At 61.8% G+C, this 14,230-nt stretch carries 13 protein-coding genes; 8 read left to right on the top strand and 5 right to left on the bottom strand.

Annotation, left to right across the window (positions count from 1 at the left end):
- The first annotated feature begins 49 nt into the window (after positions 1 to 49).
- The 6 genes from ACIOTL_RS05155 (at position 50) to ACIOTL_RS05130 (ending at position 6,747) form a co-directional block, all read left to right on the top strand.
- Positions 50 to 2,203: a S9 family peptidase gene (locus ACIOTL_RS05155; RefSeq protein ID WP_400342011.1), complete on the top strand. Its 2,154-nt coding sequence runs from the start codon at positions 50 to 52 to the stop codon at positions 2,201 to 2,203.
- A gap of 20 nt (positions 2,204 to 2,223) precedes the next feature.
- Entirely contained in the window at positions 2,224 to 3,237 is a 1,014-nt protein-coding gene (locus ACIOTL_RS05150; protein WP_400342009.1) for a GNAT family N-acetyltransferase, read from the top strand.
- 116 nt (positions 3,238 to 3,353) lie between these two features.
- Entirely contained in the window at positions 3,354 to 3,800 is a 447-nt protein-coding gene (locus ACIOTL_RS05145) for a hotdog fold thioesterase (protein WP_105656931.1), read from the top strand.
- Between the two features lie 32 nt (positions 3,801 to 3,832).
- Entirely contained in the window at positions 3,833 to 5,152 is a 1,320-nt protein-coding gene (locus ACIOTL_RS05140) for a phenylacetate--CoA ligase family protein (RefSeq protein ID WP_400342008.1), read from the top strand.
- 32 nt (positions 5,153 to 5,184) lie between these two features.
- Entirely contained in the window at positions 5,185 to 5,802 is a 618-nt protein-coding gene (locus tag ACIOTL_RS05135) for a TetR/AcrR family transcriptional regulator (protein ID WP_105656933.1), read from the top strand.
- 216 nt (positions 5,803 to 6,018) lie between these two features.
- The gene (locus ACIOTL_RS05130; protein ID WP_388022849.1) at positions 6,019 to 6,747 is read left to right on the top strand and encodes a nicotinamide mononucleotide transporter; all 729 of its coding nucleotides are present in this window, start codon (positions 6,019 to 6,021) and stop codon (positions 6,745 to 6,747) included.
- 84 nt (positions 6,748 to 6,831) lie between these two features.
- Here the strand turns inward: ACIOTL_RS05130 and paaZ are convergent, their stop codons facing one another.
- Both paaZ and ACIOTL_RS05120 read right to left on the bottom strand, forming a co-directional pair.
- The gene (gene paaZ, locus ACIOTL_RS05125) at positions 6,832 to 8,955 is read right to left on the bottom strand and encodes a phenylacetic acid degradation bifunctional protein PaaZ (protein WP_400342005.1); all 2,124 of its coding nucleotides are present in this window, start codon (positions 8,953 to 8,955) and stop codon (positions 6,832 to 6,834) included.
- Positions 8,956 to 9,065: 110 nt separating this feature from the next.
- Positions 9,066 to 9,782, bottom strand: coding sequence for a tyrosine-protein phosphatase (locus ACIOTL_RS05120; RefSeq protein ID WP_400342003.1), 717 nt, complete (start codon positions 9,780 to 9,782; stop codon positions 9,066 to 9,068).
- 140 nt (positions 9,783 to 9,922) lie between these two features.
- Between ACIOTL_RS05120 and ACIOTL_RS05115 the strand changes: the two genes are divergently transcribed.
- Positions 9,923 to 10,825 carry a serine protein kinase RIO gene (locus ACIOTL_RS05115; protein ID WP_400342002.1) on the top strand — a complete coding sequence of 301 codons (903 nt, stop codon included), beginning with the start codon at positions 9,923 to 9,925 and terminating at the stop codon, positions 10,823 to 10,825.
- Between the two features lie 149 nt (positions 10,826 to 10,974).
- Here ACIOTL_RS05115 and ACIOTL_RS05110 read toward each other — a convergent pair whose 3' ends face one another.
- Positions 10,975 to 11,373: an acetate uptake transporter gene (locus tag ACIOTL_RS05110; RefSeq protein ID WP_388063455.1), complete on the bottom strand. Its 399-nt coding sequence runs from the start codon at positions 11,371 to 11,373 to the stop codon at positions 10,975 to 10,977.
- Between the two features lie 301 nt (positions 11,374 to 11,674).
- Here ACIOTL_RS05110 and ACIOTL_RS05105 point away from each other — a divergent pair, with 301 nt between their 5' ends.
- Entirely contained in the window at positions 11,675 to 12,499 is an 825-nt protein-coding gene (locus tag ACIOTL_RS05105) for a LuxR C-terminal-related transcriptional regulator (protein ID WP_400342000.1), read from the top strand.
- 59 nt (positions 12,500 to 12,558) lie between these two features.
- Here the strand turns inward: ACIOTL_RS05105 and ACIOTL_RS05100 are convergent, their stop codons facing one another.
- Together ACIOTL_RS05100 and ACIOTL_RS05095 are read right to left on the bottom strand one after the other, a co-directional pair.
- A complete protein-coding gene (locus ACIOTL_RS05100; protein ID WP_133833586.1) occupies positions 12,559 to 13,431 on the bottom strand; it encodes a 3-hydroxyacyl-CoA dehydrogenase family protein in 873 nt (290 codons plus the stop codon).
- A gap of 2 nt (positions 13,432 to 13,433) precedes the next feature.
- Positions 13,434 to 14,228 carry an enoyl-CoA hydratase/isomerase family protein gene (locus ACIOTL_RS05095; protein ID WP_388022861.1) on the bottom strand — a complete coding sequence of 265 codons (795 nt, stop codon included), beginning with the start codon at positions 14,226 to 14,228 and terminating at the stop codon, positions 13,434 to 13,436.
- Positions 14,229 to 14,230 lie beyond the last annotated feature (2 nt).

Below are 14,230 nucleotides of genomic sequence, written 5' to 3'. Positions count from 1 at the left end.
CTGAGCATAGCTGCACCCGCATAGCACGGTAGTGGGATTGAATAGGGGTATGACTCCAGAATCGTTGACCGCCAATGCACCGCGTGCCGCAAAGCTGCCCACCACCCGCAGCTTCCACGGCGATGACTTCATCGACAACTACGAGTGGCTGCGGGAGAGAGCCAACCCGGATGTCATCGCGCATCTGACCGCAGAAAACGAGTACACCGACACCATTACCGCTAGCCAGCAGCCGCTGCGCGATGCCTTGTTCAGCGAGATCAAGGCACGCACCGTTGAAACCGACCTGTCGGTTCCAGTGCGCCGCCGCGGCTGGTGGTACTTCACCCGTTCGGCCGAAGGCAAGCCCTACACCATCCAGTGCCGCGTCAAGGCATCGGACACCGGGGACCTTGTTGCCGACTGGACTCCCCCGGTCATCGACGCGGAAACTGCATTGCCTGCCGAAGAGGTGCTGCTTGATGGCAACGCCTTAGCCGAAGGGCAGCCGTTCTTCTCGCTCGGCGGCATGGCGTTGAATGAAGCAGGCAACTTGCTTGCCTACTGTGTCGATAATGCGGGCGATGAGCGATTCACCCTTTTCATCAAGGACCTGGACACCGGCCTGCTGCTGAGCGACACCATTGAAGGAGTGTTCTACGGCCTGGCCTTCTCCCCCGATTCTTCAACTGTCTTCTACACGGTGGTTGACGAAACCTGGCGGCCACACCAGATTCGTGCTCACCTGCTGGGGACCCTCCCAACGCAGGACAAGATCATTTTCGAGGAAAATGATCCTGGCATGTGGCTCGGCTTCGATCTGAGCCCGGACCGCAACACCCTGATGATCTCCAGCGGCAACTCCGAATACGCCGAAACCAGCATGCTGGATCTGGCCGATCCTTCGGCTGCCGTGACCTTGCTGGTGCCGCGCTCCTTGCGCCTGCTGCACGGAATCGACCTGATGCCGGGCGCCGGCCAGGCCTTGATCACCCACGACCACCAGGCACCGAACAACATGGTGTCGCTGGCATCCCTGGACCAGCTGGGCGAAAACGCCGACCCGGCGCACTGGCAGACCGTGGTGGCCCACGAGGACACGGTCAAGATCGAAGGCACCGCGCTGACCGGTTCGCACGTGGTGCTCTCGGTGCGCCGAGATACCTGCGAGCGCGTGCAGCTGATCGCCTTGGACGGATTGGGCACCAAAGCCCAGCAGCCGGCCATTGAACCGGATTTCGATGATGAGCTGTTCACTGCCTCGGCGACCTTTGCCGAGCTGGATGCTCCGTTGATCCGCATCGGCTACACCGCAGACTTCACCCCGGCCCGCGTATACGACCTGTGGCTCCAGAACCAGTCGCTGGTGCTGCGCAAGCAGACCCCGGTGAACAACTTCGATCCCGCCAAGTACCTGTCCACCCGCGAGTGGGCCACCGCGGCCGATGGCGCCAAGATCCCCTTGACCATCATGCGCCGTGCCGACCTGGATACCTCGGTTCCCCAGCCGGTGCTGATCTACGGCTACGGTTCCTACGAGGCCTCCATGGATCCTGGTTTCGGCATCCCCCGCTTGAGCGTGCTGGATCGCGGAGTGGTCTTTGTCATTGCCCACGTGCGCGGCGGCGGCGAGCTGGGCCGCAACTGGTACCTGCAGGGCAAGAAGCTGCACAAGAAGAACACCTTCACCGACTTCATTGATTCCACACAGTACCTGCTCGATTCCGGGTGGGCCGATCCGCAGCGCATCGCCGCCCTGGGCGGTTCGGCCGGCGGACTGCTGATGGGCGCTGTCGCGAATATGGCTCCGCAGCTGTATACCGCGATCATCGCCCAGGTGCCGTTCGTCGATGCCTTGACCTCCATCCTGGATCCAGAGCTTCCGCTCTCGGCACTGGAATGGGAAGAATGGGGCAACCCGATCGAGAGCAAGGAGGTCTACGACTACATGAAGTCCTACACTCCCTACGAAAACGTCACAGCACAGGATTACCCGAAGATCGCTGCGGTCACCTCGCTCAATGACACCCGTGTACTGTATGTGGAGCCAGCCAAATGGGTGGCCAAGCTGCGGGAAGTCGGTACCGGACAGGCCCCGATTGTGCTGAAGACCGAAATGGATGGCGGTCACGGCGGCGCTTCGGGACGTTACGAGTCCTGGAAGGCCCGCGCGTGGGACTACGCCTTCGCCTTGGACGCCCTGGGATGCACCGACGAAATCTAAGTAGCAAAGGAACGGCGGCCATGCACCACATCAAGATCAGCGACTACCGCAACGACCCTGCGATTCGCCGCTTGCTGGTGCTGGCCGCCGAACCTGCCAACGAGCAGGCGCTTGAAGTGCTGCTCGATGAATGCGAAGGCCTTGAGGTGCTTGCCATCGCCACTGCCGCGGGCGATATTGCGGCACTGGCCGCCTACCGGCACAGCGGCAAATACGCGGTGTGCGTTGAATACCTGGCCGTGGAAACATCCCACCAGGGCCGGGGGCTGGGTTCGAGGCTGCTCGCTGAGCTGCGCGACTGCCATGAGAAGAACGTTTGGGCCACCACTGCAGAGGATGCGGTGGGTTTTTACCGCTCGCTGGGTTGCGTTGTTTCGCAGTCTTCTGCCGACCCGCGCTGGCCGGATGCCCGGCGGTACCTGTGCACCTTGCCTTTCTACCCGCTGCTCACCAGCCAGCCAGATGAAGATCCGGAATACGAGGCCGTGGGTGGAGAGCTGATGCGCGGCCTCATTGAGATTGCCGAGCCATCGAAGCAATGGGCCAGGGACTTCCACCGCCTGCACCATCGAATCGCCAGCGCCCTGGGGGCCACCGCGTTGGCCATTGAACACACCGGCTCGACATCCGTTCCGGACCTGCCCGCCAAGCCGATCATCGACATCGTCTTGCTGGTCCCCGACGCGGATCAGGAAGCGTCCTACGTTCCGGCGCTGGAATCCAGCGGCATGCTTCTTTGGCATCGTGAACCTGGCTGGTATGGCCACCGCATGCTCAAGCCCGCTGCCGGTTCGCGGCTCCCCGAGGCCAATATCCATGTCTTCAGCGCAGGAAGCCCCGAGTATCTGCGGCTCGTGATTTTCCGCGAGCATCTGAAACACCATGAAGCCGACCGTTTGGCATACGCCGCGGTAAAGCGGGAAGCCGCCCGCGCAATGGCTGCAAGCGACGGCGAGAACGGCCTGGTCATGGACTACAACCGGATCAAGGAACCTTTCATCCTTGACGTCCATCAACGAATTTTCACTGCCTGAATCCGCTGCGCTTCATCGCTGAAACAGTACGGCCAATACGGCCGCATAACTTGACTTAGCTCACATAATGTTATTACCTAATGATCGTTCGGTAAATAATTCGGCGAAGGAAGATGATGAGCGAAACACAGCTAGAGAATTCGGTCCCGCACGCCATTCTCCGCAATGACTACGCCACCCAGTGGATGGGAATCGAAGTCGTCGAGGTCTCCGACGGCCACGCAGTCATCACCATGGCGCTCCGGCAGGAAATGCTCAACGGCTTCGGCATTGGCCACGGCGGAATGATCTTCGCTCTGGCCGACACTGCGTTCGCACTGAGCTGCAATCCGCAGGCAGGCTCCGACGAGACCATCACGGTAGCCTCCGGCGCCGACGTCAACTTCCTCAAGCCAGCCATTCCCGGACGAGTGCTGACTGCCACCGGCAACCGTGTCTCGCAGCAAGGCCGCAGCGGGATCTACGACATCAAGGTGACCCAGCCAGCGGCCGACGGCTCAATTGAAACCGTCGCAGAGTTCCGCGGACGATCGCGCACCGTCCCGAAACCGAAGAACCGCTAAGCACCCTGCCCACTCGACACGAAAGTTTCAGCATGTCCCAGAACACCGACCGCGACAGCCTTCCGAATCCGCTTGATCCAGAAGAAACCATGAGCCGTGAGCAGATCGAAGCGATCCAGCTGACCCGCTTGAAGGAAACTCTGCACCATGCCTACAACAACGTGCCGTACTACAAGGCAAAGTACGATGCCGTTGGCGTGCACCCTGATGACCTGAAGGAACTGAGCGACCTCGCCAAGTTCCCCTTCACCGACAAGGAAGATCTGCGCAAGAACTACCCTTTCGGCATGTTCGCCGTCCCGCAGCATGAAGTCGCCCGCATCCATGCCTCCTCGGGTACCACTGGCCAGCCCACCGTGGTTGGCTACACCAAGAAGGACCTGGAGGACTGGGCCAAGCTCGGCGCCCGCTGCCTGCGCCTGGCCGGAGTCAAGCCAGGCTGGAAGGTCCACAACGCCTACGGCTACGGCCTGTTCACCGGCGGCCTGGGTGCGCATGCCGCCGCCGAGCACCTCGGAGCGACGGTCATCCCCATGTCCGGAGGCCAGACCGACAAGCAGATCTCGCTGATCCAGGACTTCGAGCCTGATGCGATCCTGTGCACGCCGACCTACCTGTTGACCATTGGCGATGCCATGCAGCGCAAGGGCCTTGATCCGCGGTCCACCTCGCTGAAGGTGGCCGTCCTCGGTGCCGAACCATGGACCGAAGAGATGCGCCACGAGCTGGAAGAGATGTTCAACATCACCGCCTGCGACATCTACGGCCTCTCCGAGGTCATGGGCCCCGGGGTGGCCGGCGAATCCGGAGAAGGCAAGGATGGCAGCCACATCTGGGAAGACCACTTCCGCCCGGAAATCATTGATGCCTTCGACGAAACCAAGGTGCTGCCCGATGGCGAGCACGGTGAATTGGTCTTCACCTCGCTGACCAAGCAGGCCCTGCCGATCATCCGCTACCGCACCCACGATTTGACCCGCCTGATGCCTGGCACCAGCCGACCGGGCCACCGCCGCATGGGCCGCATCACCGGACGCAGCGATGACATGATCATCCTGCGCGGCGTGAACCTGTTCCCAAGCCAGATCGAGGAATTGATCCTGAAGGTGCCGACCCTGTCGCCGCACTTCCAGCTGATCCTGACCCGTCCGGATCGCATGGACCAGCTGGCGGTGAAGGTGGAGCGCCGCGGCGAGGCGTCCATCGAAGATGCCACCAACGGCGCCAAGGAACTGGCCAAGCTGATCAAGATCCATGTCGGTTCTTCCTGCGCCATCGACGTTGTCGAACCGGAATCCCTGGAACGCTCCATGGGCAAGCTCAAGCGCATCTACGACATGCGCGCTAACTAGCCTCCGCCGGGACATGGGATAATCAACTAATCATGGAAACTACCGATACTGCCAACCGTCCGGCCAAGCGTGGCCGCCCTGGTTACGATCAAGAAACCGTTTTGCGCATTGCTGTCGAGGCATTCAACGAATACGGCTACGACGCGACCTCCATGGGCAAGCTCGCCGACCGACTGGGTATCAGCAAATCCGCGATTTACCACCATGTCCCGTCGAAAGAGGACCTGCTGCGCCTAGCGTTAGATGAGGCGCTGATTCCCCTGGAGGCGGTGATCGCCGAGGTCCGCTCGCATGAGGGCACCGCGGATGAGCGTCTGGAATTCTTCCTGCGCGCAACCTTCAGGATCCTGCTGGCTAAGCGTTCCTACGTGACCTTGTTGTTGCGTCTGCGTGGCAACACTGATCTGGAACGCCAGGCGCTGGAACGCCGCCGCGCAATGGACCGCCAGCTGGCAGAATTGGTGACTGCCGCGCAGTCGGATGGCAAGTTGCGTGCCGACTTGGAACCTCGGGCCACCGCCAGGCTGCTTTTCGGCTTGATCAACTCAGTGGTGGACTGGTACCGCGCTGACGGGCCGATCGACGGACCCGAGTTGGAGGACCAGGCTGTTTCGCTGCTCTTCAACGGCCTGCATACCGGCGGCGCCTGATTCCAAGTCCGGGCTCCCCATATCGGCTCCCGCCTTCCAGCCGGGAGCCGACGTCGCTAACCGGGCTGGGCGTCCGCTGCAATGTGGCGCAGCCAACCTTGTAATCTTGCCGTCCTCACAGAAATCACCGTTAGCATCGAAGGGGTGCTTTAGCACCTGTCATTCTCGATCAACCAAGTGAAGAGCGCTGTGGATTCCATCTTAGAAACCCTTTTCATGGCTACCGCCGACAGCAGTAGTTCCTTTGTCCAGATTTTGCTCTCGGCTGCGAGCATGCTGCTCGTCTTCGTCTCCGCCGCACTGCTGGCGCACCGCAACGACCTGGGTTGGTGGACCCTGATCCTGGGTGTCTTCGTAGGCCCGGTCATTTCTTCGATGCAGTTCGACCTGCTGGGCCTGATCTACGCCGTTCCGCTGCTGCTGATTGCAATCTTCGGCCTCTGGCGCTTCTCCCGCTACGAGCTCAAGGGAAAGTTCACCCGCATGGTCACGAGCACCGCGGTGACAGTGTGGTCCGCGCTCGGCCTGCTCGTGGGCCTGATCCTGCTGGTCGCCTTGCGCTTCGGCCCGTTCCTCTTCAATGGCGGCTTCATGAGTGCAACCCCGGAAATCTGGGTGCTGTACTTCGCTGATGCGGCCATCTTCGCATCGTTCGTCATGGTTGCCCGCGGTGTGCGAGCTGGCTGGCTGGTGCTGGCCGTGGCCGCCGTTGCCGATCTGGTCGTCTACTTCCTGATCTCCCCAATGCTGGGCATGCTGGGCCTGTTCGTCTTCATCGCCTTGGCGGCACTGTACGGCTTCTTCCTCTGGCGCAACCTGCCAGCCGCCGGCCAGGCCGGTCAAGGCATTGCAGAGCTCTCCGAGGCCGAGCTGGCACTGGATGCCGCCAAGGAAGCTACCTTGGCGAAGCTGAACAAGCAGCACGGAAGCAACGGCGCTTCCTAGGCTTCGCGAAAATGGCGTTGGACCACGATTTCCTCATCGTGGCCCAACGCCATTTCTTGTTTCCCGCGAAGGGGTCAGCCGGACTTAGCCGTTCCAGTTGGCATAGGTCGAGTCGGTCTTTTCAACCAAGGTCAGCACGTCGTAGGTGGCGACCAGTTCATCGTTCTGGTTGTGCAGCACCGCATCCCAAGCAACCTCGCCGTATTCGTCGGTGACGCGCGGGGTGATTTTCTTGGCCGTCAGGGTGACGCGAATCGAGTCGCCGGCAGCTACAGGGGTGATGAATCGCAGTGATTCAAGGCCGTAGTTAGCCAAGACGGGTCCCGGAGCGGGCTCCACGAACAGTCCCGCGGCCCAGGAAACCAGCAAGTAGCCGTGGGCCACGATTCCCGGGAAGAACGGGTTGGCTTCGGCGGCGGCCTGATCGGTGTGCGCATAGAAGGTATCGCCGGTTTCGTGAGCGAATTCGGTGATCTTCTCCAAGCTGACTTCACGCAGATCCGAGACGAAACCGTCACCGATCTTCAGCTCAGCCAGCGACTTGCGGAACGGGTGGACGTTCTGCGGCTTACCGCCAAACTGCTGGCTGCCAGCAAGGGACTGCTGGGCACCGGTGTGCCAGACGCCGCTCAGCGCGGTGATCATGTTGGGTGAGCCCTGCACCGCGGTGCGCTGCATGTGGTGCTTGACCGAACGGATGCCGCCCAGTTCTTCGCCGCCTCCGGCCCGGCCTGGACCGCCATGGACCAGATGCGGAACCGGAGAGCCGTGGCCGGTGGTGGATCGTGCGGTTTCGCGGTTCAGGATGTGGACGCGCCCGTGGTGCGCGGCGATGCCCAAGGCCAGGGCGCGCATGGCTTCGGCGTCATTGGTGCACACGGTTGCGACCAGCGAGCCGGCGCCCATGGCAGCCAGTTCCACGGCCTCGTCAACGCTGCTGTAGCCGATGACGGAACTGACTGGGCCGAAGGCTTCGCGCGAGTGCACCATCGGGTTGCGCGCGTCGTTCCAGCGAAGGACCACTGGGGACATGAAGGCTCCGCCTTCTGCCACGGCGTCCTTTTCGGGAGCGACACGTACCGCAGGGGCATCCAGGCGGCCGTAGGCCAGTTCGCCGCCGGCAGCGATCATGTCCTCGACGGCCCCGCGCACATCGGCCAGCTGTTCCAGCGAAGCCAGGGCACCCATGGTGACGCCCTCAACTCGAGGATCGCCGATGACCACCCGTTCATCGATGCGCTTGCCAACGGCCGAAATGACCGCATCCACCTGTGCTGCAGGCACGATGTTGCGACGGATGGCGGTGCATTTCTGGCCGGCCTTCGACGTCATTTCATTGACGACAACCTTGACGAAAGCGTCGAATTCCGGGGTGCCTTCCACAGCGTCGGGGCCGAGGATGGCTGCATTCAGGGAATCGGTTTCAGCCGCGAAGCGCACGCCTCCGTCGATAACGTTGCGGTGCGACTTGAGCTTGCTTGCGGTGGATGCCGATCCGGTGAAGGCGAACATATCGCGGTAGTCCAGGTGGTCCATGATGTCGCGAGCAGAGCCGGAAAGCAGCTGCAGGGAACCCTCTGGAAGGATGCCCGAGTCCAGCATCATGCGCACAGCCGCTTCGGTGAGGTACCCGGTGGGGGTTGCCGGCTTGACGATTGTCGGCACACCGGCGATGAAGGCCGGTGCGAACTTCTCGAGCATCCCCCAGACAGGGAAGTTGAAGGCATTGACCTGGACGACTACGCCGGCCATCGCGGTGTAGATGTGGGTGCCAATGAAGGAAGCGTCCTTGCTCAGCGGCTCGGTGGGGCCATCGAGGATCACGTTGGAATTGGGCAGTTCGCGCCGGCCCTTGGAAGAGAAGGTGAACAGCACGCCAATGCCACCGTCGATGTCGACCATCGAGTCGATTTTGGTGGCACCGGTCTTGAAGGAAACCTCGTACAGGTCCTTGCGCCGCTCATTGAGGTACAGCGCTAGTGCCTTGAGCTTGAGCGCCCGCTCATGCAAGGAGAGCTTGGCTAGTTCGCGCTGGCCGGTCTGTCGGCCGTATGCCACGGCGCCAGCAACATCCAAGTTGTCCTTGGTGACGGTGACCAGCACTTCGCCGGTATTGGCGTCGCGGACCTCGGTTCCGCCTTGTGCCGCTGGGCTGTGCCAGTTCCCCGCGATATAGCTGGGTACTACGGTGATCTGTTCTGTCGTCATTGACGCAATTCCTTCCTGAACGGTCGGTCAGTATTACCGTTAACCATAGCAGGAAGGGGTGATCGAGGACACTTGTGCGCCTCGCTGCTTCGCCAGCGCTCCCCTGGCCCTTAGCGTGCCAGCTGGCGCAGGCGCTCCACGGCGTTCTCGCTCATTCCCTGGTCCAGCAAATACCTCCGCGTGGACCCGAGCCACCTGAGGAAATTCTCCAGTTCGCCAGCTCGGCCATGAATGATTTCCCGCAGTTGCTCTTCACTGCGGTAGCTCTCGTACGGGTGCTTGCGAGGGGAAATGCGATGCCACTCATTGATCCCCCTGACCGCGAGTTCATCATGGAGCAGGATCTGGCCATCCAAGCCAGCCAGCTGAAGCAGCATTGTGGCTATCAATCCCGATCGGTCGCGTCCAGCCGAGCAGTGGACCACCGTGCCCTGCTCCGCGGTCGCGAGGCTCTCGAACACTGCCCGCAGGTGGTCGCCGAATTCCTCGCAGACCAGCTGGTACATCCCGGTGTGATTCATGTACGGCACCGCCACCGACTCGAAACGCTCATTGTCTGGCGATTCCAGCGGCAGATTCACCAGCTCGATCCCTGCGAGGCTTGCCGCGGGCACCGCTGGGTCATGCTCGCGACGGCGGATTTCGTCCGGGTTGCGCAGGTCGATGACCCTATTGACGCCAGCAGCGTGCATTTGCTGCCAGCCCTCAGCCGTCAGCCACTCATGCCTGCCCATGCGGTAGAAGGCTCCGCAGATGTGGCGCGCATTAACGGCTCCGCTCCAGTCCAGGTCCCCGGCTTGCTTGCGGTAGTTAAGGCTGTGGCTCATAAGCCTATTGCAACACATTGCCCGGCTGTTGTATTGTTCTAGTCATTGGCAAACGTCAATCAGTCTATTGAAGGAGGGGTAACGATGATTGCTTACCGCCTGAACAAGCCATTTCCCCCTTCTCCCAAGGACTACTTCCGATGCATTTTCCCACTGGCCTCGAGGCCGCAAATTCGCCACTGATCGCCACTGCCTCCACGGATGCCGATCAACAACTGAAATTCAGCAAGCACAAGCCGGTCTGGAACGACTCTGAGACCGGTGATCCGGCAAACGGCCAACGTTATTCGACATGGCCATTTATCGAGAAGGGCTTGCGCGGACCCAAACCGTATCCGCACTGGCTCATCGAAGAGGCCGCAGCCATCGACACCGAGCTGGGCATCTTGAAAACGGGCAAGGAAGGCGATGTCTTCCTGCTGGAACGTGCCACCGAAGATCGCAGCAGCCTTCTGGCAGCAAAGCGCTATCGTTCGCGCGAGCAAATGCAGTTCAGCCGCTCGCAGTCCTATAGCGACGGGCGCTCCGCACGGCGTTCGCGTGATAACCGCGCTATCCGCAACAACTCCACGTACGGCAAGCAGATCGCCGCTCTGCAGTGGGCCAATGCCGAATGGAGCTATTTGCTCCGTTGCTACGAGGCGGGCATACCTGTTCCCTACCCTGTGCAAATAGATGGCACCGAAATCCTCATGGAGTTCATTGCCGATCCAGACGATCAGCATGCGGCAGCGCCTCGCCTGCAGCAGCTCTCGCGCTTTGACCCGCGCCTTCCATCGCTATGGGACCAGCTCACCGGAGCACTGGAGAAATTTGCCGGGCTCGGCATCGCCCACGGAGACCTCTCCGCGTACAACATTCTTGTCTCCGGCGAAAGGCTGGTAGTAATCGATGTTCCGCAGTGCGTAGATCTGGCCGGCAACCCGAACGGCTTGGACTTCCTGCACCGTGATTGCGTGAATCTTTGCGATTGGTTCACTTCCAAGGGCTTGCCCAATGACCCCGATGAATTGTTCTCCTCGCTGATGAGCTACCTCTTCTGAGGACAGCCAGAACTGGGCGCGCCCGCGACGAATCCCGATGATTCGCCGCGGGCGCGCGCCTGCGACCAGCTTTCCGCGGCCTACTTCGCCCAGGTAGGCAGGACCTGGCGTCCCCAGGTGGCGTTCGTGACAATGGCAAAGGAGCCGTACTAGGCCAGGAATGCGGTAAACAGGCCCAACCAGCCTCCGAGTTCATGTATCAGCGTGCTGCCGGTGAAGGCGCCGATAGTCAGGCAGATGAAGGCCGCGGTCAGCATGGTGAACACGGCAACCAGCACGCCATTGGTACGCAGGGCGGCGACCGTCATGTAGGCGGTGAAAATGGTCCACCCCAGAAGGAATGGACCGAGGCCCGCCGGGCCCGCCGCCTGCGCTACCTCCGGGTTGGTTTCCAGCCACCAGAAGGCCATCCAGAATGCGCCATAGGAAGTGAACGCGGTGGCGCCGAAGACATTGCCTTTCGCGAATTCGATGACGCCAGCAATCAGCTGGACCAAGCCACCGTAGAATAGGGCAATCGCCAGGACGGCGGCGCCAGCTTCTGGAATGATCCCGGCGTTGGACAGGCTCAGCGCAAAGGTTGTCAGCGCAAGGCGCCCAATCCCAGTGCCGCGGGGTCAGCCAGGCCCGGCTTGGCCGGTGCGGCTGGTGAGGCGATTCCAACGGGGTCTTCTCGGGTCAGCAGTGCGGTCATGGCGGATACTCCATCGTGTCAGCGGTCAGTTCAATCCAGGCAAGTGATGCCGATCACTTGCCTTTAGCAGGTATCCTAAATCGATGGTGAGTCGGATCACTACCATCTAAAGGAGGTAGCCGGCGACCACTGATTCTTCGCACGAAATAGCCCTTTTGGACCGCACGCTCAATACTTCGGCGGCACGCACCGGCCTGCCAGTTGCCTTTGGCGGTTTCGCCCGGTCCACGGGTACGAAGCTGACTTGTTTCGCAGGAACCCGCACCGGTTCGCTGCGTGGCCTGGTGGTCAAGCCCGGTGAGGGCCTAGGCGGCTTGGCGCTATCGCGGCGTCAATTGGCTGCCACGGATTCGTACCATGAGACCCCGGAAATCATTCACAGCTATGACCGGGAAATTGGCGGCGAGGGAATACTGGCCTTGCTGGCAGTACCGGTCGTGGTTGACGACCAGGTGCGTGCGCTGATCTATGCCGGACTGCGAAACCGCCGGCAGCTGACCGATGGAATGCTGTCCGCCGCCGCAGCAGAGGCCCGCCGGCTCGCTTGGGAACTATCGGTCCATGAAGAGACCCAGAGGCGCATGGCGGTGCTCAGTGCCTACGAACCGCAGGCCGCGCACCCCTCGGAGATGGCATTGAGCCAAGAAGATTTCAATGCGCTCTACACCGAGCTGCGCGATATTGCGCGGATGGTGCAGGATCCGGAGCTCGCCGCACGGCTCAGCACGGCCAGCACGATGCTGCGCCCAGGGCAGGGGCCAGCGCCGCAGGCAATCGACGGCCCCTCGAACCTTTCGCCGCGTGAGCTGGATGTGCTTTCCCATCTGGCGCTGGGCAAGCGCAACGCCTTGATTGCGACGCATCCGGGATTAGCCGAAAGCACCGTCAGAAGCTATCTGGCCTCGGCCGTGCGAAAGCTGGGTGCCACGAATCGCTTTGATGTGGTGTTGCGCGCTCGCAGCCGGGGCCTGATCCCCTAGGCGGCCATTCCGGGGACCCCGGGACCCGGGCTACGGGCGTCGCAACTGGCTTCAGCCGTTTACCAGCTGTAGAAGCCCTGGCCGGTCTTTCGTCCGAGCTTGCCCTGGGCCACCAGGTCCTTGAGGATCTGCGGCGGAGCGAAACGCTCCCCCAGAGTCTCGTGCAGGTACTGGGCAATGCCCAGGCGCACATCCAAACCGACAATGTCGGTGGTCTTCAGCGGGCCGGTAGGGTGCTTGTATCCCAGGACCATCGCGTTATCGATGTCTTCGGCACTGGCTACGCCGTCCTCGACCATGCGCATGGCTTCCAAGGCGATAGCCACGCCCAAGCGGGAAGAAGCGAACCCGGGAGCGTCATTGACCACCACTGCGGTCTTGCCCAGTGCTTGAACCCATCCGCGCGATGCGTCCACCAGGGTCTTATCGGTCTGCTTGCCGATCACGACCTCGATCAGGGTGGAGGCGGGAACCGGGTTGAAGAAGTGCAAGCCCAGGAAGTTCGCGGGACGCTGCAATTCCTTGGCCAAGCCGCTGACCGACAGCGACGAGGTGTTCGAAGCGAGCACCGCCTCGGCGTTCAGTGCCTGCTCCACGGCCTGCAGGGAAGAAACCTTCAGGTCCCAGATTTCCGGAACGGCTTCAACCACCAGCTGCGCGCTGGCGAACTGCTCGTAGTCGGTACTGGTGGAGAAGCGGGACAAAAGCTCTTCGCGGCTTTCGCTGATCTGGCCACGGGCAATGGACTTGTCCACGGATCCGGCTACGCGCTCATAGGCCGCCTGCGCCGCCTCGTCGTCGCGTTCAACAACGAGAACGGTGCTGCCGCTGGTCAAGAAGGCGTGGGCGATGCCGGCACCCATGCGTCCGCCGCCGAGCACGCCCATCTGCTGCGGCAACGCTCCGGTGGTGAAGCTGGTTTGTGCACTCATGGTTACTTCTTCTTTCGATCTAGGAATGCTTGCATGCGGTCGAATTTGGCTTGGGACTCGAAAAGCATGCCCTGGGCCAAGGTATCGATCAACGGATGGACTTCGCGCGGAGCATGGAAGACGGACTTGGTGATGCGCACCGCCAGCGGATCCTGGGCTGCTATGCGATCTGCCAGTGCATCGGCGGCGGCATCCAGCTCGGCAGCCGGATGCAGTTCGGTCACCAGGTTGGCGGCCAGGCATTGCTCGCCGGTGAGCACCTTGCCAGCCAGCAGGATTTCCTTGGCCAGCGGCTCGCCGACCAGTTCCTTCAGCCGCCAGGTGGCGCCTGCGGCGGCCATGATGCCCAGATTCGTTTCCGGGTTGCCCATGCGCAGCTCGGGGGTGCCGATGCGGAAGTCCGCGGCATAGGCCAGTTCAGCGCCCCCGCCCAGGGCGAAGCCGTCCAATGCCGCAACCACCGGCATCGGCAACTTGGCGATCCTGTCGAAGATGCCCGAGTTGATCCCGGCGAGCGCGTCATCCCGGCGGCGTTCGCGCAACTGGGAAATATCGGCTCCGGAAGCGAAGATGCCCTTGCGCCCCTTGGGATTCGCTTCGCTCGCTGCCTCTGCGGGGGTGCCAGCCATAATCAGGATCTTGGGATTCTTCTCCAGATAATCGCAGATGGTGTGCAGCTCGTCGACCATGGCCTGGTCAATGGCATTGCGGACCGCTGGGCGGTGCAGGCGCACCCAGAGGCGGTCATCGGTTTCCGCCAGCTTGAGGGTGGTGAACCCGCTGTTCAAATCGCCCACTT

This window comes from Glutamicibacter sp. NPDC087673 (genome assembly GCF_044743255.1).
In the GTDB taxonomy this organism is placed as follows: domain Bacteria; phylum Actinomycetota; class Actinomycetes; order Actinomycetales; family Micrococcaceae; genus Glutamicibacter.
Note: the sequence above shows the minus strand (reverse complement) of the source record. Positions and strands in the feature narration are given on the sequence as shown.

Excerpts from the sequence above, each read along its gene's own strand:
- ACIOTL_RS05155 (WP_400342011.1), top strand. The coding sequence starts at position 50 with ATGACTCCAGAATCGTTGACCGCCAATGCACCGCGTGCCGCAAAGCTG.
- ACIOTL_RS05150 (WP_400342009.1), top strand. The coding sequence starts at position 2,224 with ATGCACCACATCAAGATCAGCGACTACCGCAACGACCCTGCGATTCGC.
- ACIOTL_RS05145 (WP_105656931.1), top strand. The coding sequence starts at position 3,354 with ATGAGCGAAACACAGCTAGAGAATTCGGTCCCGCACGCCATTCTCCGC.
- ACIOTL_RS05140 (WP_400342008.1), top strand. The coding sequence starts at position 3,833 with ATGTCCCAGAACACCGACCGCGACAGCCTTCCGAATCCGCTTGATCCA.
- ACIOTL_RS05135 (WP_105656933.1), top strand. The coding sequence starts at position 5,185 with ATGGAAACTACCGATACTGCCAACCGTCCGGCCAAGCGTGGCCGCCCT.
- ACIOTL_RS05130 (WP_388022849.1), top strand. The coding sequence starts at position 6,019 with ATGGCTACCGCCGACAGCAGTAGTTCCTTTGTCCAGATTTTGCTCTCG.
- paaZ (WP_400342005.1), bottom strand. The coding sequence starts at position 8,955 with ATGACGACAGAACAGATCACCGTAGTACCCAGCTATATCGCGGGGAAC.
- ACIOTL_RS05120 (WP_400342003.1), bottom strand. The coding sequence starts at position 9,782 with ATGAGCCACAGCCTTAACTACCGCAAGCAAGCCGGGGACCTGGACTGG.
- ACIOTL_RS05115 (WP_400342002.1), top strand. The coding sequence starts at position 9,923 with ATGCATTTTCCCACTGGCCTCGAGGCCGCAAATTCGCCACTGATCGCC.
- ACIOTL_RS05100 (WP_133833586.1), bottom strand. The coding sequence starts at position 13,431 with ATGAGTGCACAAACCAGCTTCACCACCGGAGCGTTGCCGCAGCAGATG.